The organism is Kitasatospora sp. NPDC029312 (assembly GCF_055569215.1).
Map to the genome: position 1 here is coordinate 1 of NZ_JBVHXY010000074.1, position 20,735 is coordinate 20,735.

Below are 20,735 nucleotides of genomic sequence, written 5' to 3' on the forward strand. Positions count from 1 at the left end.
TCCCCTCCCCCCCCCTCCTCCCCTTTCCCCCCCCCCTCCCCCCCCCCCCCCCCCCCCCCCCCCCCCCCCCCCCCCCCCCCCCCCCCCCCCCCCCCCCCCCCCCGGACCGGACAGGGTGGCCGGGCGCCGTCGCGTGCTCCCGTGCGCGCCGCGTGAGCCCCTCCCCGCGCGCCGCCGCCAACCGAGCCGATCCGTCGGAATCCGGTGCACTCACCCACCCGCGCGCCATTACTCTAAGTTGAATGCGCGTGTCGTTGAGTGACGGAATTGGTGTAGGGTCCCGATCGGGAGCATCGGTGCGGTGCGGCGCCCGGAAGGCCGCCCACCCCCTGGGCCGCCGTCCTGACGGTGCGCCAGGTCACCGCGTACGGCCGAGATGTGCGCGGCCGGTGGCCCGTGGTCGGGGCACCGGGCCCCGGGCCGGAGGGGGAGAGGCCGAGTGAGCTCCACCGATACGGTGTTGCCCGGGGCCGGACGACCGGGCGTACCGCCCGCCGACACGTCCGCCCCCGAACCGCCGGCGCCCGACCGGCGCGGCCCGCTGCACCGGCTCCTGGAGAGCCGCACGCTGCCCGGCCTCGTCCTGGGCGGGCTCTGCCTGGCCTACGCGCTGGGCGCCGCCGCCGGCTGGGGCTCGCGCCAGCTGTCCATCTTCATGGGCGACTTCGGCCTCGCCGCGGCGGCCCTCGCGGCCGCGCTGTCCTGCCTGGTGTACGCCTGCACGGTCGGCGGCCACGCCCGCCCCGCCTGGCTGCTGTTCGGCCTCTCCTCGCTCACGGTCGCCTTCGGCAACGGCACCTGGGGCTGGTACGAGCTGGTCGAGCGCACCGCGCTGCCGCCCGACTCGCTCGCCGCGTACGTCTTCCTGCTGTTCGCCCCGCTCGCCATCACCGGCGTCCTGGTGCTCGCCCAGCGCCCGCGCTCGGCGGCCGGCTGGCTCTGCCTGCTGCTCGACGGCTGGCTGATCGCCGGCTCGCTGTTCACCCTCAGCTGGAGCCTGGCGCTCGGCCGGATCGCGGCCGGCGAGGCCGGCTCCCCGCTGCGCATCGCCCTCAGCCTGGCCTACCCGGTACTGGACATCCTGCTGGTCAGCCTGGTCGTCGGCCTGCGCTTCGGCGGCCGGGACGGCAACCGGGCGGCCGTGCACACCGCGATGCTCGCCCTCGCCGTCACCGTGCTGTGCGACGCCCTGTTCACCTCCCCGCAGCTGCGCAGCACCTACCACTCCGGCGAACTGCTGGACGCCGGCTGGTTCTCCGGAAGCCTGCTGCTCGCGTGGGCGCCGTGGTCGCAGCGCTGGCGCCGGCCGCTGCGCGAGCACCCCTCGGCCGGCGGCCTGCCGCGCCGCCGGGTGGCCACCACCTTCAGCGCGATCACCCCGTACGCGGCGGCCGCCGTGTGCACCGCCGGAATCCTGTACAACGCCCTCGGGGGGCGCCCGTTGGACCGGGTGGTGGCCGCGGCCGCCTGCACCGTCGGGCTGGCGCTGATCCTCAGGCAGGGCGTGATGCTGCTCGACAACCTGTCGCTGGCGCAGGAACTCGCCCACAAGGAGGCGCACTTCCGCTCCCTGGTGCAGGGTTCCAGCGACGTCATCATGATCGCCGGGGCCAACGGGGTTCTCTCGTACGTCTCCCCGGCCGCGCTGGGCGTCTACGGGCGGGACCCGGAGGAGCTGGTCGGCGGCAACCTGCTGGACCTGGTCCATCCCGAGGACGTCGACCGGGTGCTGTCCGAGGTCCGCCGCTACCTCGCGCGGGTCCGGCTCACCGCCCACCGCACTCCCGGCACCGCTGAGCCCTCGGCCAGGGTGGAGTGCCGGATCAGCTCCGGCGCCGGCGAGTGGCTGCACGTCGAGTCGACGGTCAGCCGGCACCGCGACGGCCTGCTGCTCAACAGCCGGGACGTCACCGATCGCGTCATGCTCCAGGCCCAGCTGCAGCACAACGCGTTCCACGACCCGCTCACCGACCTGCCCAACCGGGCGCTGTTCACCCAGCGGCTGCGCGGCGCCCTCGGCGCCCGCGGCCAGCAGGGCGAGACGGGCGCCGGGATCGCCGTGCTCTTCCTCGACCTGGACGGCTTCAAGGCGGTCAACGACTCCGCCGGCCACCAGGTCGGCGACGAACTGCTGGTGCAGGCCGCCCGTCGGCTGCAGGGCGCGGTGCGCAGCGGGGACACCGTCGCCCGGTTCGGCGGCGACGAGTTCGCCGCGCTGGTCTGCGGCCCGCTCGGCCGGCTGCAGGTCCAGGAGCTGGCCGAACGGCTGCGGGTCGCGCTCTCCGAGCCGTACTGGATCGGCGGCGCCGAACTCAGCGTCGCCGCCAGCATCGGCATCGCCTTCGGCACCCCCGAGCGGGGCCCGGCCGCCGACCCCAGGGCCGCCGCCGACGAGCTGATGCGCAACGCGGACCTCGCGATGTACCGGGCCAAGTCCGAGGGCAAGGGCCGGGTGGTGCTCTACAGCCCCGCCATGCGGGCCGACCTGGAACGCCGCACCGAACTGGAGGAGCGGCTGCGGGTGGCCGTCCGGGAGGGCGGCTTCACCCTGCTCCACCAGCCGGTGGTGGACCTCGTCACCGGCACGGTGGTCTCGATCGAGGCGCAGGCCCGCTGGCGATCGGCGGGCGGCCTGCTGCTGACCCCGGCCGAGTTCCTGCGCTCGGCCGAGCACGGCGACGCGGCCACCCGGTTCTCCCGCTGGCTGGTGCAGGAGGCGGTGGCGGCGGCCGTCGACCGGCGCGCCCTGTCCGGCCGGGGCCGCGGCGGCACCGCGCCCGTTCCGGTGGCGGTGCGGCTCTCCGTCGAGCGGCTCTGCTCACCCGGCCTGTACGAGACGGTCGCCGCGGCGCTGCGCGACAGCGGACTGCCGGCCGGCGAGCTGGTGATCGAGGTGGCCCGGATGGGCCAGGACGGACTCGCCGACGAACTCGGCCGCCGCCTGGTCGCGCTGCGGCGGCTCGGGGTCTCCACCTGGCTGGCCGGCTACGGCGCCGGGAGCGGCTCGCTGGGCGCGCTCGCCAGACTGCCCTTCGACGGGATCAAGCTGGACCGCGCGTTGGTCCAGGGCCTCGGCGAGTCCGCGCTCAGCAGAACCCTGGCCGGGCACGCCCTGCGGCTCGGCCGGGACCTCGGGATGACCACCGCCGCGGAGGGGGTGGACCTGCCCCGCCAGATCTCCGCGCTGCAGGAGCTGGGCTGCCGGCAGGCCCAGGGTTCGGCCTTCGCCCCGCCGCTGGACGAGACCCGGCTACGCCGGGCGCTGGCCCGGCGCGGCTACCCGCTGCCCAAGCCGCCCGGTCCGCTGCCCGTCCGGCGCGGCCACCCGGCCGCGGACACCCGGACGAGTGGCCGTGCGGACGCCCAGGGGGGCCGTGGCGTAGATCACCAGGGCGCCCCCCAGCCCCACCACGGCCCTTGTGACCTGCCGGAACGCAGCGCCGTCGCCGGTCCAGGGCTCGGTCCGCATGGCGAGACGGTCATCCCACCTGCTTGACACGCCACCCCGGGCAGGAGGATGGTCGTTGCCATGCGCACCCGAATTCTCGTACTTGGCGGGCGCGTCGGCTGAGCGGGCTCCCACGCCCCGCTCGTGACAGACCGACGCGCCACCCCTCGCATGCCCTTGGGCACGAGGGGTTTTTTGTTGCACTGACGCTGTTCCCCTCCTGCAAGACCCCTGGCCCGACCGCTCCGCGACGTCCGATTCGTCGGATTCGCGCGGGACGATTGAGGCAGAGCCGGCGATCGGCCCGGACCGGAACCCCCTCGCAGCACCGGGGCCCGCAGCCCCGGACCGGCAAAACCCGAGAAGAGACAGGCAGATGACTGAGCACGCCGCATCCCCCCGCCGCGGGGACAACCCGGCCGCCCACGCTCCCGCGCCCCAGCACGTCGCCGAGACCATGACCGGAGCCCAGTCGCTCATCCGCTCGCTTGAGGCCGTGGGAGCGGACACCGTCTTCGGCATCCCGGGCGGGGCCATCCTGCCCGCGTACGACCCGCTGATGGACTCCACCAAGGTGCGCCACATCCTGGTCCGGCACGAGCAGGGCGCCGGCCACGCCGCCACCGGCTACGCCCAGGCCACCGGCCGGGTCGGCGTCTGCATGGCCACCTCCGGCCCCGGTGCGACCAACCTCGTCACCCCGATCGCCGACGCGTACATGGACTCCGTCCCGATGGTCGCGATCACCGGCCAGGTGTCCTCCAAGGCGATCGGCACCGACGCCTTCCAGGAGGCCGACATCTGCGGCATCACGATGCCGATCACCAAGCACAACTACCTGGTCACCGACCCGGCCGAGATCCCCCGGGTGATCGCCGAGGCCTTCCACATCGCCGCGACCGGCCGCCCCGGCCCCGTCCTGGTCGACATCGCCAAGGACGCCCTGCAGGCCACCACCACCTTCCGCTGGCCGGTCGAGGCCGCGCTGCCGGGTTACCGCCCGGTCACCAAGCCGCACGCCAAGCAGATCCGCGAGGCCGCGAAGATGCTGGTCGGCGCGAAGCGCCCGGTGCTCTACGTCGGCGGCGGCGTGCTCAAGGCGCGGGCCACCGCCGAGCTGCGGATCCTCGCCGAGCTGACCGGCGCCCCCGTCGTCACCACCCTGATGGCGCTCGGCGCCTTCCCGGACAGCCACCCGCAGCACCTGGGCATGCCCGGCATGCACGGTTCCGTCCCGGCCGTCACCGCGCTGCAGAAGGCGGACCTGCTGTTCACCCTCGGCGCCCGCTTCGACGACCGGGTCACCGGCAAGCTGGACGGCTTCGCCCCGTATGCCAAGGTCGTCCACGCGGACATCGACCCGGCCGAGATCGGCAAGAACCGCCCGGCGGACGTGCCGATCGTCGGCGACGCCCGCGAGGTGCTCGCCGACCTGATCGTCGCCGTCCAGGCCGAGTTCGACGCCGGCCACAAGGGCGACTACGCGGACTGGTGGGTGAAGCTCGACGAGTGGAAGCGGACCTACCCGCTGGGCTACGAGCCGGCCCCGAACGGCGAGCTCTCCCCGCAGCAGGTCATCGAGCGGATCGGCCAACTCGTCGGCCCGGAGGCCGTCTACGCCGCGGGCGTCGGCCAGCACCAGATGTGGAGCTCGCAGTACATCCGCTTCGAGAAGCCCGGCACCTGGCTCAACTCCGGCGGCGCCGGCACCATGGGCTACGCCGTCCCGGCGGCGATGGGCGCGAAGGCCGGCCGCCCGGACACGCCGGTCTGGGCGATCGACGGCGACGGCTGCTTCCAGATGACCAACCAGGAGCTGGTCACCTGCGCGCTGAACGGCCTCCCGATCAAGGTCGCGGTCATCAACAACGGTTCGCTGGGCATGGTCCGGCAGTGGCAGACGCTGTTCTACAACCAGCGCTACTCCAACACCGTGCTGCACGCCGGCCCCGACCACGACGGCATCGAGCCGCCGGCCCAGGGCACCCGGATCCCCGACTTCGTCCTGCTGGCCGAGGCGATGGGCTGCGTCGGTCTGCGCTGCGAGCGCCCCGAGGACCTGGACGCGGTCATCAAGCAGGCGATGGAGATCAACGACCGTCCGGTCGTCATCGACTTCATCGTCCACCAGGACGCCATGGTCTGGCCGATGGTCGCGGCCGGCACCAGCAACGACGAGATCCAGTTCGCCAAGGGCGTCCGGCCCGACTTCGGCGACGACCTCGACTGACGGCCCCACTCCAGAACGATCGAGGAACCACATGTCCAAGCACACCCTCTCCGTCCTGGTCGAGAACAAGCCCGGCGTGCTCGCCCGCATCGCCTCACTGTTCTCCCGTAGGGGCTTCAACATCGACTCCCTCGCCGTCGGCCCGACCGAGCACCCGGACGTGTCCCGGATGACGATCGTGGTCAACGTCGAGGACCTCCCGCTGGAACAGGTCACCAAGCAGCTCAACAAGCTCGTGAACGTGATAAAGATCGTCGAACTCGACCAGTCCGCTGCGATCCAGCGGGAACTGGTCCTGGTGAAGGTCCGCGCCGACAACGAGACCCGGTCGCAGATCGTCGAGATCGTCCAGCTGTTCCGGGCCAAGACCGTCGACGTGTCACCCGAAGCGGTGACGATCGAGGCGACCGGCAGCTCGGACAAGCTGGAGGCCATGCTCCGGATGCTGGAGCCGTACGGCATCAAGGAATTGGTCCAGTCCGGCCTGGTCGCCATCGGCCGCGGCGCCCGCTCCATCACGGACCGGTCGCTGCGCGCCCTCGACCGCAGCGCGTAAACAGCGCCGTCTCAAACCCTGAAGCAAAGACCCCACACCCCGCCGGGTGCGCCTACCGTAGGTCCCGCGCACCAGGCGACAACACGCAAGGAGATGTGCCCCCGTGGCCGAGCTGTTCTACGAAGACGACGCCGACCTGTCCATCATCCAGGGCCGCAAGGTCGCGGTCATCGGCTACGGCAGCCAGGGCCACGCCCACGCGCTGTCCCTGCGCGACTCGGGCGCCGACGTCCGGGTCGGCCTGAAGCCCGAGTCCAAGTCCCGCGCCAAGGCGGAGGAGGCCGGCCTGCGCGTGGTCACCCCGGCCGAGGCGGCGGCCGAGGCCGACGTCATCATGATCCTGGTGCCGGACCCGATCCAGGCCGACGTCTACGAGGCGGACATCGCCCCGCACCTGAAGGCCGGCGACGCCCTGTTCTTCGGCCACGGCCTGAACATCCGCTTCGGCTTCATCAAGCCCCCGGCGGACGTCGACGTCTGCATGGTCGCCCCGAAGGGCCCGGGCCACCTGGTCCGCCGCCAGTACGAGGAGGGCCGCGGCGTCCCCGCGATCGTCGCGGTCGAGCAGGACGCCTCGGGCAACGCCTTCGCCCTGGCGCTCTCGTACGCCAAGGGCCTGGGCGCCACCAAGGCCGGCGTCATCAAGACCACCTTCACCGAGGAGACCGAGACCGACCTGTTCGGTGAGCAGGCCGTCCTCTGCGGTGGCACCGCCGCCCTGGTGAAGGCCGGGTTCGAGACCCTGGTCGAGGCCGGCTACCAGCCGGAGATCGCCTACTTCGAGTGCCTGCACGAGCTGAAGCTCATCGTCGACCTGATGTACGAGGGCGGCCTGGAGAAGATGCGCTGGTCGGTCTCCGAGACCGCCGAGTGGGGCGACTACGTCACCGGCCCGCGCATCATCACCGACGCCACCAAGGCCGAGATGAAGAAGGTCCTCGCCGAGATCCAGGACGGCACCTTCGCCAACACCTGGATCGCCGAGTACAAGGCCGGCCTGCCCAAGTACAACGAGTACAAGAAGGCCGACGAGGACCACCTGCTGGAGACCACCGGCAAGAAGCTGCGCTCGCTGATGAGCTGGGTCGACGAGAAGGCCTGACCGCCTGACGGGCCGGTCGATTCCGTAACTTCCTTGTACAAGTAGGCTGCTCTCGTCCGGGTGATTTCGCCGGACGGGAGCAGCCTGGTACCGGGCCCGTCGATACACTCCGAGTGCGCGTCAGGCTCACAGCGTCGTGCGTCTACCTACGCGGCATGCCACCTTCCCCCGCCCTCCACGCCACCTACGTGCGCCGGGGAACCGGACAGTTAAGGACAACACTGTCGTGAGCACTGCGACCACTGTGAAATCCGGCGTCGTCCTGATCGCCGAAGAGCTTTCGCCCGCCACCGTCGACGCCCTCGGCCCCGACTTCGAGATCCGCCACTGCAACGGCGCCGACCGCACCGAGCTGCTCACCGCGATCGCCGACGTGGACGCCATCCTGATCCGCTCCGCCACCAAGGTCGACGCCGAGGCGCTGGCCGCCGCCCGCAAGCTCAAGGTGGTCGCCCGGGCCGGCGTCGGCCTGGACAACGTGGACGTGGCCGCCGCCACCAAGGCCGGCGTGATGGTCGTCAACGCGCCGACCTCCAACATCGTCACCGCCGCCGAGCTGGCCTGCGGCCTGCTGATCTCCGTCGCCCGCAACATCGCCCCGGCCAACGCGGCGCTCAAGGCCGGCGAGTGGAAGCGCAACAAGTACACCGGCGTCGAGCTGAGCGAGAAGACCCTCGGCGTGGTCGGCCTCGGCCGGATCGGCGTCCTGGTCGCGCAGCGGATGTCCGCGTTCGGGATGAAGATCGTCGCGTACGACCCCTACATCCAGGCCGCCCGCGCCGCGCAGATGGGCGTCAAGCTGGTCTCCCTGGAGGAGCTGCTGGAGGTGTCGGACTTCATCACCGTCCACCTCCCCAAGACCCCGGAGACCATCGGCCTGATCGGCGACGAGGCGCTGCACAAGGTCAAGCCGACCGTGCGGATCGTCAACGCCGCCCGGGGCGGCATCGTCGACGAGGAGGCGCTCGCCGGCGCCCTGCGCGAGGGCCGGGTGGCCGGCGCGGGCCTGGACGTGTACGCCAAGGAGCCGTGCACCGACTCCCCGCTGTTCGGCTTCGACAACGTGGTGGCCACCCCGCACCTGGGCGCCTCCACCGACGAGGCGCAGGAGAAGGCCGGCATCGCCGTCGCCCGGTCGGTGCGGCTCGCGCTGGCCGGCGAGCTGGTGCCGGACGCCGTCAACGTCCAGGGCGGCGTGATCGCCGAGGACGTGCGGCCGGGGCTGCCGCTGGCCGAGAAGCTCGGCCGGATCTTCACCGCGCTGGCCGGCGAGGTGGCCGTCCGGCTGGACGTCGAGGTCCGCGGCGAGATCACCCAGCACGACGTGAAGGTGCTCGAACTGTCCGCGCTGAAGGGCGTGTTCGAGGACGTGGTGGCGGAGACGGTGTCCTACGTCAACGCCCCGCTGTTCGCCCAGGAGCGCGGCGTCGAGGTGCGCCTGACCACCTCCAGCGAGAGCCCCGAGCACCGTAACGTGATCACCGTGCGCGGCACCCTCGCGAACGGCGAGGAGATCGCGATCTCCGGCACGCTGTCCGGCCCGAAGCAGATCCAGAAGATCGTCGGTGTGGACGCCTTCGACGTGGACGTGGCGCTCACCGACCACATGGCCTTCTTCAAGTACGAGGACCGCCCCGGCGTGGTCGGCGTGCTCGGTCGCCACCTGGGCGACGCGGGCGTCAACATCGCGGGCATGCAGGTCGCCCGGGACGGCGGCGGCGCCCTCGCCTCCCTCACGGTGGACAGCGAGATCCCCCACGACGTGCTGGCGGCGATCGCCGCCGAGATCGGCGCGCGCTTCGCCCGCTCGGTCGACCTGGGCTGACCCCTCGGCTTCGACCAGGGCCCGGACCGCCGTCAGAACGGTGGTCCGGGCCCTGTTGCGTGCTCCCGGGTGGCCGCCGTCTCAGATACTAGGAAATCCGAGTATTCGTGCAGACACGGCCGGGGCGTGGCCTTACGGTGGAAGGGCCGTACGGTGTGCCGCCCCTGTAGCCAGGGTCTGCGGCCCGTGTGCGCGTGCGCCCTCCGGGCAGGCGACCCCTGCCCCGCGCTCCTGCCGCCGCCCATCGCCGCCCCCTCCGGGACGCGCTGCGCGGCACCCGTCGAGTCTCCCTTCGCGCTCGCCCCGCGCAGCGCCGCTTCCAAGGAGCCCGGTATGTCCCCCTCCGCTGACCGCCACGCCACTCCCGCTCCCGCCGCCCCCGTCCGCGTCGCGCGCCGCCGCCGGGCCGCCGAGCGGAACCCCTTCGCCGCCGCCGCGCTGCAGCGCGCCCTCGACCGCCGGGACAACGGCGGCGTGACCGGCCACCGCTGACTGCTCACCACTGGCCGGGCGCCACTGACCGGCCACCGCTGAGGCCACCGCGGACCGGCCACCGCTGACCGGGCCGGTCGGTCGGTGGCGTTCATCGGCCTACTAGGCCGGACGGGCTGACGGTACGTCACTCCGTCGGGTGCAGCCGGGGTCCGTTCGGGGGAAGTTGCTCGCCCCCGTCGGCGCGATCATCCTAATTTGGGGCCCCCGGAAGGGTGATCGACGTCCGCGCGGGCGGGCGTCAGCGACACGCCGCGGATCAGTCCCCCGGCCGGGGGAGAGGGCCCAGTGCGTCTGCCACCCGTCCGTCGACCGATCGCCCCGATCGGCCTCACCCTGGTCCTGCTGGCAGCTGCGTTCCTTCCGGGCAGCGCCGCGTTCGCCGCCGCCCCGGCGGCCGGCGGCCCGTCCACCGCGGGGCCGCCGGGCCGGGGCCGCACCGCCTCCGTCCTGCTGGAACTCACCACCGAGGCGGCGGGCCACAGCTGGCAGCGCGCCGCCGACACCGCCCGGCGGGCCCAGCGCCCGCCGGAGGCCGTCCGCGTGGAGGCGGCCCGGGCCGGGGCCGCCCAGCGGGGCCGGGCCGGGGACGCGCTCGACCGGCTCGCCGACGCCGTCCACCGGGCCGCGCCCGCCGCCCGCGAGCTCTACCGCACCCGCACCCTGCTCACCGGCCTCGCCGTCAGCGCGCCCGCCGACCGGCTTCCCGCGCTGCGCGCGCTGCCCGGCGTCCGGGCCGTCCACCCGATCGTCAACAAGCAGCGCGACAACACCTACTCCGTCCCGCTGACCGGCGCCCCGCAGGTCTGGCAGGGCGACACCGCCCTCGCCGGGAACACCGGCCGGGGCGTCCGGATCGGGATCATCGACAGCGGCATCGACTACACCCACGCCGACTTCGGCGGCCCCGGCACCGAGCAGGCCTTCCGGTCGGTCGAACGCGGCAAGCCCGCGCCGGCCGCGCTGTTCCCGAACGCCAAGGTGGTCGGCGGCAAGGACCTGGTCGGCGACGACTACAACCCCGACCCGTCCTCCCCGCAGTACCAGCCCGTGCCGCACCCCAGCGACAACCCGATCGACTGCGTGCGCAACGGGCACGGCACCCACGTCGCCGGGACGGCGGCCGGGTACGGCGTCACCGCCGACGGCCGTCCCTACCCCGGCCCCTACCGGCCCGGACTCGACCCGGCCGCCTTCAAGGTCGGCCCCGGCGCCGCCCCCGGCGCGCAGCTGTACGCGATCCGGGTGTTCGGCTGCGACGGCGCCACCGACCGGCTCGCCCAGGCGCTCGACCTGGCCGCCGACCCGAACGGCGACGGCGACCTCGGCGACCGGCTCGACGTCGTCAACCTCTCGCTCGGCAGCCGCTTCGGCAGCCCCGACGACACCGACGCGCTGGCCGTCGACCGGCTCGCCGCGCTCGGCACCGTGGTGGTCGCGGCCGCCGGCAACGAGGGCGACGTGTACGGCGTGGGCGGCAGCCCCGGCACCGCCGCCCGGGCCATCGCCGTCGCCGCCTCCGTGCACGGGCACGCCGACGTCGACGGCATCACCGTGCTCGCCCCCGCCGCGCAGGCCGGCGTCGTCCCCGGGCACTGGAGCGAGCGCTACCAGGGCTGGTCCACCGCCGACGTGAACGGCGCGCTCGCCGTTCCCGTCGACCAGGCGGACGGCTGCACGGCCTTCAGCGAGGCGGACAAACAGCGGCTGAAGGGCAGGATCGCGCTGCTCACCTGGCGCACCGCCGACGCCGACCGGGCCTGCAACTCCGGCCCGCGCGCCGACCACGCCGCCGACGCCGGGGCCGTCGGCGCGCTCTACGCCGCCGACAGCGACCACCTGGCCGAGATCTCCGGCAACGACCGGATCCCGGCCGTGCTGCTCGCCCGGGCCGACGGCGAGCGGCTGCTCAAGGCCGTGGCCGCCGGGGAGGTCCGGGTCCGGCTCGCGGCGCCCGGCAACCCGCTGCACGGCTCGGTCGCCCAGAACCAGCCCTCCCGGGCCGACACCCTCACCGACTTCAGCTCCCGGGGCATCGGGGTGCCCGGGGTGGTCAAGCCCGACCTCGCGGCCCCCGGCGAGACCATCTGGTCCGCCCTCGTCGGCAGCGGCAGCGGCGGCCAGCGGGAGAACGGCACCTCGATGGCCGCCCCGCACGTGACCGGGCTGGCGGCCCTCGTCCGCGCCGCCCACCGGGACTGGCCGGTCGAGCAGGTCAAGGCCGCGCTGATGAACACCAGCACCGACACCTGGCTCGGCGACGACCACACCGGGCCGGTCTACGGGCCCGAGCGCACCGGCGCCGGACGGGCCCGGGGCGACGCGGCGGTGCGCACCCCGGTGGTCGCCTACGCGGCGGGGGAGGGCGCCGAGCCGGGCAGCGTCGGGGTCTCCTTCGGCCCGGTCGCGATCGGCGGGCCGACGGCGCTCGGGCGGCAGATCGAGCTGCGCAACCACTCGGGCTCCCCGCTGAGGTACCGCACCGGCTACGCGGCGGCGACCCGACTGCCCGGCGCCTCCTACCTGGTGACACCCGCGCAGGTGGACGTCCCGGCGGGCGGCACCGCACGGGTGACGGTGACGCTGTCCGTACCGGGCGCGCTGGGACGCGCGCCGGACCCGACCATCGAGACCCGGCAGGGCGGCAAGGCGCGCAGCTACCGGGGCGAGCTCTCCGGGCGGGTGCTGTTCAGCCCGGTCGACGACACCGCCCTGCCGCAGCTGCGCGTCCCGGTGTTCGCCGCCCCGCGGCCCGCCGGCGACCTCACGGCGACGGCCGCCGCCCGCACCGCCCGGAACGGCACGCTGGTCACGCTCGGCGGCAGCGCGGCGCCCGGCGAGCGGCCCGGACTGGTCACCGCCCTCGCGCTCGGCGGCGAGGCCGCCCGCTGGCCCGACTGCCCACCCGGCAGCGGCACGGCCGTCGGCCCCGGCTCCGGCATCCGGCCCGGGCGCGCGGCGCAGTCGGCCGACCCGCCGCAGGACGTCTGCGTCGAGCACCCCGGCGACCGGGCCGCCAACCTGCGGGCGGTGGGCGCGGCCGTCGACGCCGACCAGCTGTACGTGGGGGTACGGCTGTGGGCCCCGGCCGCGACGCCGGTCGGGGTGTACGGCACCCGGGTGTCGCTGGACACCGACGGGGACGGCGTCACCGACGTGTTCCTCGCGGCCGACCGGCTGCGCGGCAGCGACGTACTGGTCTCCCGCGCCCTGGACGCCCGCACCGGCGCCGAACTCGACGTCCAGCCGCTCAACGCCCACTGGGGCGACACCGACACCGAACTGCTGGACAGCGACGTGCTGGTGCTGCCCGTCCGGCTGAGCGCCCTGCCGGGCGTCAAGCCCGGCCACAGCACCGTCCGCTACGGCGTCTGGACCGGCCTGGCGACCCCCGGCCAGCCGGACCCGGCCGACGCGTACTCGGCCATCGGCCTGCGCGGCACCCGGCCGACCGTGCCGCTGGACGTCCTGCACCCGGGCCTCGCCGTCCGGACCGGCCTCGACGGCCCCGCCGCCGTGGTCGCCCCGGCGGGCCCGGACACCGTCCTCGCCGTGCACCGGGCAGCCGGCGACACCTCCCGGCTCCTGCTGCTGCACCACCTCAACCCGGCGGACCGCAGGGGTCAGGTGCTCGCGCTGCCCTGATCCCCGGTTCGGCGGACCAGGGGCGGCCCACCGCGCGTCGGCGGGCCGCCCCGTCCCATCACGTCACGTCGCGTCACGACACGTCCGGACTCTGGGCCACCCCCGTCACCTCCCGTCCGGGGTCCGGGCAGCCCGGCGGCGGTCGCGGTGCGGGGCACGGGCGGGGCGGCGGGAGAGCCGGGCGAAGACCGCGACCAGGGCCAGCGCGGCCGCCGTGGCGGAGCTGACGGTGAGGCCGTCGGTGAGGCCGGGCGGGCGGAAGGCGCAGCTCAGCCGGGAGGCGCCGCCGCGCAGCGGGACGCCGAGCATGCCGAGGACGGAGGTGGGGGCGGTGGCGGCGCCGCCGTCGACGGAGCAGGACCAGCCCTCGGTGGCGGGGACGGAGAGCAGCGCGGTGCCGGTGGAGCCCGGCGGGAGGGCCGCGCTGAGGGAGTGCCCGCCGGCCTGGACCCGGGTGGCGCCGGTGGCGGTGAGGCGGGTGACGGCGGCCTCCAGGGCGCCGGCCCGCAGGCAGCCGATCGGGCGGGCGGGGACCTGGCTGACGACGTCCGAGCGCAAGGTCACCCGGACCACGCCGTCCGCCGGTACGGGCCCCAGCCGGTGGATCGCCACGGCCGTGGTGGGCTGCTCGCCGTCACTGCGGTAGCTGGTGCCCAGACCGCTGACCGTGCCCCGGTACCAGACCCCGTGGAAGTAGGCCGTCCCGCCCGGCGTGCAGGTGGCGGAGAACACCGTGCCCTCGCCGCCGCCCGGCACCGACCAGCCGCTGGTGCCGTGCGGGGTCGGCGCCGGGCCGCCCGCCGGGACGGGCAGCGGGGCGTCGTAGACCAGGCTGCCGAGCAGCGACTCCTGCCGGGACCAGACCGAGGAGGTGTCCGTCCGGGTCCCCGGCGGCAGCACGGTGACCAGCGGCGGCGCGGCCGCCCGGGCCGCGGTGAAGCCGTCCGGGGGCGGGCCGTCGTCCAGGTGGGCGCGGACCGCGAACAGCGCCCGCCCGACCGGATCGGTGACGCCGGCGGTCTGCCGCCCGCCGGCCGTCCAGCCCGCGCCGAGGTCGTGCAGCAGCAGGGCGGCGACGGTGGGCAGGGAGCCGCTGGCGTAGCCGCCGCCCTGGCCGTCCAGGAGCAGCGGATCGTTGGCGGTGAAGGCGTGCGGGCCGGGGTCGCTGCGCCCGGCCGGCCAGTCGGCGGCCGCCCGGACGGCCGCGTACCCGGCCCGGACGGCGGCCGGGGAGGCGGTGTCGGCGGGGGCCGAGCCGAAGGCCGCGTACCCGGACCAGACGGCGTTGCCGAGCAACGCGCCGCCGAGCACCCAGGTGGCCGCGGCGTTCGCCCGGCGGTCGGTGTGCCGGCGGTCCAGCACCGCGAGCGCGGCCGGCAGGACGACGGCGCCGACGCCCAGCAGCACCCAGGTGGAGACGGGGACCGACTGCCGGCTCGCCGCCAGCCCGGCGACCACCGCGACCACCGCCGCACCGCCCAGCAGGGTGAGGAGGTCCGGTCGGTGGGCCAGCGACACCCAGCCGGCCAGGACCAGCAGCCCGCTGAGCACGAAGGCGACGCGGTACGGCCCGCCGGCCGGGATCGCCAGACCGTGCCAGACGACCACGGTCGGAGTCCAGAGGAAGCCGAGTACCACCAGGACCAGCGCCGCGCACCAGATCGCCCGCTCGCGCACCCGCACCCGCCGGTTGAACGGCAGCCCGCACACCAGCAGCAGCCCGAGCACGCCGATCGCCGCGTCCGGCAGCGGCCGGCCGCCCTGGGCGGCGGGCAGCAGCCTGGCCAGGTGCCCGCCGAGGCCGGCCTGGCCGAGCGGCTGCACCGGGGACTCGGGCTGGGCGCCGCGGGCGGCGCGGACGGCGACGAACAGCACGGGGGAGGCGAGCAGCACTCCGGCGGTGGTCGCGGTGACGGCCCGGCCGGTGGCCCGGATCCGGTGCCGGAACGGCCGGGGGGTGGCGAACAGGCGCACGGCGAACAGCAGCCCGGCCATCAGGGTGGCCAGCGCGGCGGTGTACAGGTTGCCCGCCCAGGCGAGGGCCACGCACAGCGAGCCGGCCACCCAGTGCCGCTCGTGCAGGCACCAGTCCCCGACCAGGCCGAGCAGCGGCAGCGAGACCAGGCCCCAGAGCCACATCGGCGCCGCCCCGCCGACGTCCAGCACCCAGGCGCAGAGGCCGTACCCGACGGCGGCGAGCGCCCGCAGCCGGCGCGGGCCGGGGTGCAGGCGGCCGAGCAGGTGCGTCATGAGCGCGGTGGCGAGGCCGATGGTGGCCAGGGCGACCAGGAGGACGGCGAGCCGCGCCTGGTCGCGCGGGAGCAGGACGGCCGGCCAGGAGAAGGGGTTCATCAGGTAGGCGAAGAAGTCCGCCAGGAAGGGGACGCCGTAGCCGCTGTTCCAGTTGAACAGCAGGTCCCCGGTGGTCCGTCCGTGCAGCAGGTCCCACAGGTGCGCGTGGTAGGGCACGGCGACCTCGTCCGCCCCGGCCGGCCACCGACCGCTCAGCACGGCCGCCAGCCCGTAGCCGCCCGCCGCCAGCCCGGCCGCACCCGCGCAGACCGACACCTCCCGCTGCCGCTCGGTCCTCACGCACGCGCCCCCTTCTGCCAGGAACCCCGGATCACGCCACATTAGGCGCGCCCCCGGCGCACCCGTGTCCACACGCGCCCCGCCGAAGGGTGACGCGCCGTTCGACTGCGTCCGGATGCTGGACAGTAGGTGTCAGGGACTGGGACGGCGGAGTAGGGTCCGAGCATGTCTCGCACCATTCGTCTCGCAGTCGTCCCGGGTGACGGCATCGGCCAGGAAGTGGTGGCCGAAGGCCTCAAGGTCCTGGGTGCCGTGCTCCCCTCCGACGTGAAGCTGGAGACCACCGAGTACGACCTCGGCGCCCGGCGCTACCACCGGACCGGGGAGACGCTGCCGGACAGCGTGCTGGCCGAGCTCAAGGCCTTCGACGCGATCCTGCTCGGCGCCATCGGCGACCCGAGCGTGCCGTCCGGGGTGCTGGAGCGGGGGCTGCTGCTCAAGCTGCGGTTCGCCTTCGACCACCACATCAACCTGCGGCCGGGCCGGCTGTTCCCCGGCGTGAAGTCCGCGCTGGCCGGCGAGCCCGAGATCGACTTCGTGGTCGTCCGCGAGGGCACCGAGGGCCCGTACGTCGGCAACGGCGGCTCGCTGCGCACCGGCACGCCGCACGAGGTGGCCACCGAGGTCAGCGTGAACACCGCGTACGGCATCGAGCGCGTGGTGCGCGACGCCTTCCGCCGGGCCCAGGCGCGACCGCGCCGGAAGCTCACCCTGGTGCACAAGAACAACGTGCTGGTGCACGCCGGGCACCTGTGGTCGCGGATCTTCGCCGAGGTCGGCCGGGAGTTCCCGGAGGTCACCACCGAGTACCTGCACGTCGACGCCGCCACCATCCACCTGGTCACCCAGCCGGAGCGCTTCGACGTCATCGTCACCGACAACCTGTTCGGCGACATCCTGACCGACCTGGCCGCGGCCGTGACCGGCGGCATCGGTCTCGCCGCCAGCGGCAACATCAACCCGAGTGGCGAGTACCCGGCCATGTTCGAGCCCGTGCACGGCTCGGCGCCGGACATCGCCGGCCAGGGCAAGGCCGACCCGACCGCCACCGTGCTGTCGGTCGCCATGCTGCTGGAGCACCTCGGCTACGCCGCCGAGGCCGCGAAGGTGGAGGCCGCCGTCGCGGCGGACCTCGCCGAGCGCTCCGGCACCCGTACCACCTCCCAGGTCGGCGACGCGCTCGCCGTCCGAGTAGCCGGCTGACCGGCCGGACCCCACAAGGTCCCGGCCGTACGGGCCGGACCGCATAACCGCAGCTTGCAGCTCCCCAAGGAGCGGATGGCTGTTCGGCACGGCCCTCTGGATGCGAATATCGACAGTGGGCCGTGCCGTTGTGCGTCCGTTCCTGTGGTGGATAGCCGGAACGTTCCTTCGGCGGGGCGGCCCCGATCCAACCCCACGGTGAAGGAAACAGCCATGAGTACGCCCACCCAGGCGCCCATCACGTTCGACCTCAAGCCCTCCGCCCATCCGCTGTCCGCAGCGGAGCGCGAGGCCCGGCTGACCGACCCCGGCTTCGGCCGGGTCTTCACCGACCACATGGTCACCGTGAGCTGGACCGAGGGCCGCGGTTGGCACGACGCCCAGCTGGTTCCGTACGCGCCGGTGGAGATGGATCCGGCGAACATGACGCTGCACTACGGCCAGGCGATCTTCGAGGGCCTGAAGGCCTACCGCCAGGCCGACGGCTCCATCGCGACCTTCCGCCCCGAGGCCAACGCGCTGCGCTTCCAGGCCTCGGCCCGCCGCCTGGCGATGCCGGAGCTGCCGGTCGAGACCTTCGTCGAGGCCGTCGAGCTGCTCGTCCAGCAGGACCGGGCGTGGGTCCCGAACAAGCAGGAGCAGAGCCTCTACCTGCGTCCGTTCATGTTCGCCACCGAGGTCGGCCTGGGTGTCCGCCCGGCCAACTCCTACCTCTTCATGATCATCGCCTCCCCGGCCGGCGCCTACTTCCAGGGCGGCATCAGGCCGGTCTCGGTCTGGCTGTCCAAGGAGTACGTCCGGGCCGCGCCCGGCGGCACCGGCGCCGCCAAGTGCGCGGGCAACTACGCGGCCTCGCTGGTCGCCCAGGCCCAGGCCGCCGAGAAGGGCTGCGACCAGGTGGTCTGGCTCGACGCCGCCGAGCACCGGTGGATCGAGGAGATGGGCGGCATGAACCTGTACTTCGTCTTCGGCGAGGGCAAGGACGCCAGGATCGTCACCCCGGAGCTGTCCGGCGCCCTGCTGCCCGGGATCACCCGCGACTCGCTGCTGCGCCTGGCCTCGGACCTCGGCTACGCCGTCGAGGAGCGGAAGATCTCCACCGACGAGTGGCAGCAGGCCAACGCCGACGGCACCCTCACCGAGGTCTTCGCCTGCGGCACCGCCGCCGTGATCACCCCGGTCGGCTCGGTCAAGTCCGCCGCCGCCGACTGGACCGTCGGCACCGGCGAGCCCGGCCCGGTCACCATGGAGCTGCGCCGCGCTCTGCTCGCCATCCAGGGCGGCCAGGCGCCCGACACCCACGGCTGGCTGCACAAGATCGTCTGACCGCGACGCCCGGGCACCCCGTGACGCCCGGGCACGCCGCGACACCGAGGCGCCCCGCGACCCCGAGGCGCCCCGGCCCGGCGACCGCCGCCCCGCCGCCCCGGCCGAGCCGTTCCGCATCGCGAGACGGCCGGGCCGGACCGCGGAGGCTGTGTCAGACTGCGAGCGTGTCCTCGCTTTCGCTGATTATTGGCAGCAGGCGCGCCGGTCCGCAGTGACCGCTTCCGCAGGACCCGATGCGGAGCGACCACGAGCGTCCAGACCCGCGCGCAGACCTCTCGCACCCGCGAGGGGTCTTTTGCTTTTCGGGTCCAGCCCCCCGACGAGCACTGCCACCGGACCGGCCGACGGCCCCCACAAGGGGCCCGGGGACACCGGGACCGCGCGCGGGATCCTGGACAGTGGAGCCGGGACGACGAATCCGGCAGAGCAGTACGAACCTCCCCGAACGGAGAACCAGAGGTCATGACCGAGGTCAGCCGTACCGACGACAGTTTCCACGTGTTCGACACCACCCTGCGCGACGGCGCGCAGCGGGAGGGCATCAACCTCACGGTGGCGGACAAGCTGGCCATCGCCCGGTACCTGGACGAGTTCGGGGTCGGCTTCATCGAGGGCGGCTGGCCCGGCGCCAACCCGCGGGACACCGAGTTCTTCGCGCGCGCCGCCGACGAGCTGGAGCTGCGCAACGCCGAGCTGGTCGCCTTCGGCGCCACCCGCCGGGCCGGCGGCAAGGCGGCCGACGACCCGCAGCTCGCCGCGCTGGTCGCCTCCGGCGCGCCCGTGGTGACGCTGGTCGCCAAGGCGCACGACCGGCACGTGGAGCTGGCCCTGCGCACCACCCTGGACGAGAACCTGGAGATGATCCGGGACAGCGTCGAGTTCCTGCGCGCCCAGGGCCGGCGGGTGTTCATCGACTGCGAGCACTTCTTCGACGGCTACCGCGCCAACCGCGGGTACGCCCTCGCGGTGGTCCGCGCCGCGCACCTGGCCGGGGCGGACGTGGTGGTGCTGTGCGACACCAACGGCGGGATGCTGCCGGCCGGCGTCCGGGAGACCGTCGCCGACGTGCTGGCCGACTGCGCCACCTACAAGCCCGGCGCCCGGATCGGCATCCACGCCCAGGACGACACCGGCTGCGCGGTGGCCAACACCCTGGCCGCGGTGGACGCGGGCGCGACCCACGTCCAGTGCACCGCCAACGGCTACGGCGAGCGGGTCGGCAACGCGAACCTGTTCCCGGTGGTCGGCGCGCTGGAGCTCAAGTACGACCGGCGGGTGCTGCCGGAGGGCCGGCTGGCCGAGATGACCCGGATCTCCCACGCGATCGCCGAACTGGTCAACCTGGCCCCGTCCACCCACCAGCCGTACGTCGGCTTCTCCGCCTTCGCCCACAAGGCGGGCCTGCACGCCTCCGCGATCAAGGTCGACCCCGACCTGTACCAGCACATCGACCCGGAGCAGGTCGGCAACACCATGCGGATGCTGGTCTCCGACATGGCGGGCCGGGCCTCCGTCGAGCTCAAGGGCAAGGAGCTCGGCTACGACCTGTCCACCGACCGGGACCTGGCCGGCCGGGTGGTGGCCAGGGTCAAGGAGCAGGAGAACCTCGGCTACACCTACGAGTCCGCCGACGCCTCCTTCGAGTTGCTGCTGCGGGACGAGGTGCGCGGCAACCGGGACCGCTTCTACACCCTGGAGTCCTGGCGGACCATCAGCGAGCAGGGCCCGCAAGGGACCTCCGGCAACGAGGCGACGGTCAAGCTGTGGGCCAAGGGCGAGCGCCGGATCGCCGTCGGCGAGGGCAACGGCCCGGTCAACGCGCTCGACCAGGCGCTGCGAGCGGCCCTGGAAGGCATCTACCCTCCGCTGTCCACCTTCGAGTTGGTGGACTACAAGGTCCGCATCCTGGAGGGCCAGCACGGCACCGGCTCCAAGACCCGGGTGCTGATCGAGTCCACCGACGGCACCGCCACCTGGTCCACCGTCGGGGTGGCCGACAACGTGATCGCCGCTTCCTGGCTGGCACTTGAGGACGCGTACACCTACGGCCTGATCCGCGCCGGACTGGAGCCGACCGAGTAGCCGCCCCGAACTCGCCCGGGTCCCAGGGGACTTCGCCAAGTCCCCCGAGGTTCGGGCGAGTTCGTCAGCGGAGCCGGACTCGGGTCAGCGGAGTCGGGCGAGGAGGGCGTGTTCGACGAGGGTGATGAGGGCGCTTTTGGCGCTGTCTCGGCGGCGGGCGTCGAGGGTGATGATGGGGGTGGTTTCGCCGAGTTGGAGTGCTTCGCGGACTTCGTCGGGGGTGTGGGGCTG

Annotated in this window: 11 protein-coding genes and 1 pseudogene; 10 read left to right on the plus strand and 2 right to left on the minus strand. The window is 74.1% G+C overall.

From position 1 onward, the window contains the following. Positions 1–439 precede the first annotated feature (439 nt). From ACZ4WV_RS34635 to ACZ4WV_RS34665, 7 genes are all read left to right on the plus strand, one after another. Positions 440–3,496 (plus strand): putative bifunctional diguanylate cyclase/phosphodiesterase, encoded by a 3,057-nt coding sequence (locus ACZ4WV_RS34635; protein ID WP_465752954.1) that lies wholly within the window; start codon positions 440–442, stop codon positions 3,494–3,496. 328 nt (positions 3,497–3,824) lie between these two features. After that, complete coding sequence (locus ACZ4WV_RS34640) at positions 3,825–5,678, plus strand: acetolactate synthase large subunit (protein ID WP_465752956.1); 1,854 nt, start codon at positions 3,825–3,827, stop codon at positions 5,676–5,678. A 31-nt stretch (positions 5,679–5,709) separates the two neighbouring features. Continuing rightward, complete coding sequence (ilvN, locus tag ACZ4WV_RS34645) at positions 5,710–6,234, plus strand: acetolactate synthase small subunit (protein WP_350744929.1); 525 nt, start codon at positions 5,710–5,712, stop codon at positions 6,232–6,234. Positions 6,235–6,337: 103 nt separating this feature from the next. Then, on the plus strand, positions 6,338–7,336 hold the full coding sequence (gene ilvC / locus ACZ4WV_RS34650) for a ketol-acid reductoisomerase (protein WP_465752959.1): 999 nt from the start codon (positions 6,338–6,340) through the stop codon (positions 7,334–7,336). A 244-nt stretch (positions 7,337–7,580) separates the two neighbouring features. Further along, on the plus strand, positions 7,581–9,161 hold the full coding sequence (gene serA, locus ACZ4WV_RS34655; protein WP_465752973.1) for a phosphoglycerate dehydrogenase: 1,581 nt from the start codon (positions 7,581–7,583) through the stop codon (positions 9,159–9,161). A 333-nt stretch (positions 9,162–9,494) separates the two neighbouring features. After that, positions 9,495–9,653, plus strand: a complete 159-nt coding sequence (locus tag ACZ4WV_RS34660) for a hypothetical protein (RefSeq protein WP_465752961.1) — start codon at positions 9,495–9,497, stop codon at positions 9,651–9,653. Positions 9,654–9,941: 288 nt separating this feature from the next. After that, complete coding sequence (locus ACZ4WV_RS34665) at positions 9,942–13,298, plus strand: S8 family peptidase (protein ID WP_465752963.1); 3,357 nt, start codon at positions 9,942–9,944, stop codon at positions 13,296–13,298. Positions 13,299–13,403: 105 nt separating this feature from the next. Here the strand turns inward: ACZ4WV_RS34665 and ACZ4WV_RS34670 are convergent, their stop codons facing one another. Next, complete coding sequence (locus ACZ4WV_RS34670) at positions 13,404–15,890, minus strand: YfhO family protein (protein WP_465752965.1); 2,487 nt, start codon at positions 15,888–15,890, stop codon at positions 13,404–13,406. Positions 15,891–16,055: 165 nt separating this feature from the next. Between ACZ4WV_RS34670 and ACZ4WV_RS34675 the strand changes: the two genes are divergently transcribed. The 3 genes from ACZ4WV_RS34675 (at position 16,056) to cimA (ending at position 20,504) form a co-directional block, all read left to right on the plus strand. Further along, the gene (locus tag ACZ4WV_RS34675; RefSeq protein WP_465752967.1) at positions 16,056–17,093 is read left to right on the plus strand and encodes a 3-isopropylmalate dehydrogenase; all 1,038 of its coding nucleotides are present in this window, start codon (positions 16,056–16,058) and stop codon (positions 17,091–17,093) included. Between the two features lie 213 nt (positions 17,094–17,306). Further along, a complete protein-coding gene (locus ACZ4WV_RS34680; RefSeq protein ID WP_465752969.1) occupies positions 17,307–18,419 on the plus strand; it encodes a branched-chain amino acid aminotransferase in 1,113 nt (370 codons plus the stop codon). 465 nt (positions 18,420–18,884) lie between these two features. Next, complete coding sequence (gene cimA, locus ACZ4WV_RS34685; protein WP_465752971.1) at positions 18,885–20,504, plus strand: citramalate synthase; 1,620 nt, start codon at positions 18,885–18,887, stop codon at positions 20,502–20,504. 84 nt (positions 20,505–20,588) lie between these two features. Here cimA and ACZ4WV_RS34690 read toward each other — a convergent pair. Next, a pseudogene (locus ACZ4WV_RS34690) lies at positions 20,589–20,735 on the minus strand (ATP-binding protein); the annotation flags it as partial.

Excerpts from the sequence above, each read along its gene's own strand:
- ACZ4WV_RS34640 (WP_465752956.1), top strand. The coding sequence starts at position 3,825 with ATGACTGAGCACGCCGCATCCCCCCGCCGCGGGGACAACCCGGCCGCC.
- ilvN (WP_350744929.1), top strand. The coding sequence starts at position 5,710 with ATGTCCAAGCACACCCTCTCCGTCCTGGTCGAGAACAAGCCCGGCGTG.
- ACZ4WV_RS34660 (WP_465752961.1), top strand. The coding sequence starts at position 9,495 with ATGTCCCCCTCCGCTGACCGCCACGCCACTCCCGCTCCCGCCGCCCCC.
- ACZ4WV_RS34675 (WP_465752967.1), top strand. The coding sequence starts at position 16,056 with ATGTCTCGCACCATTCGTCTCGCAGTCGTCCCGGGTGACGGCATCGGC.
- ACZ4WV_RS34680 (WP_465752969.1), top strand. The coding sequence starts at position 17,307 with ATGAGTACGCCCACCCAGGCGCCCATCACGTTCGACCTCAAGCCCTCC.
- cimA (WP_465752971.1), top strand. The coding sequence starts at position 18,885 with ATGACCGAGGTCAGCCGTACCGACGACAGTTTCCACGTGTTCGACACC.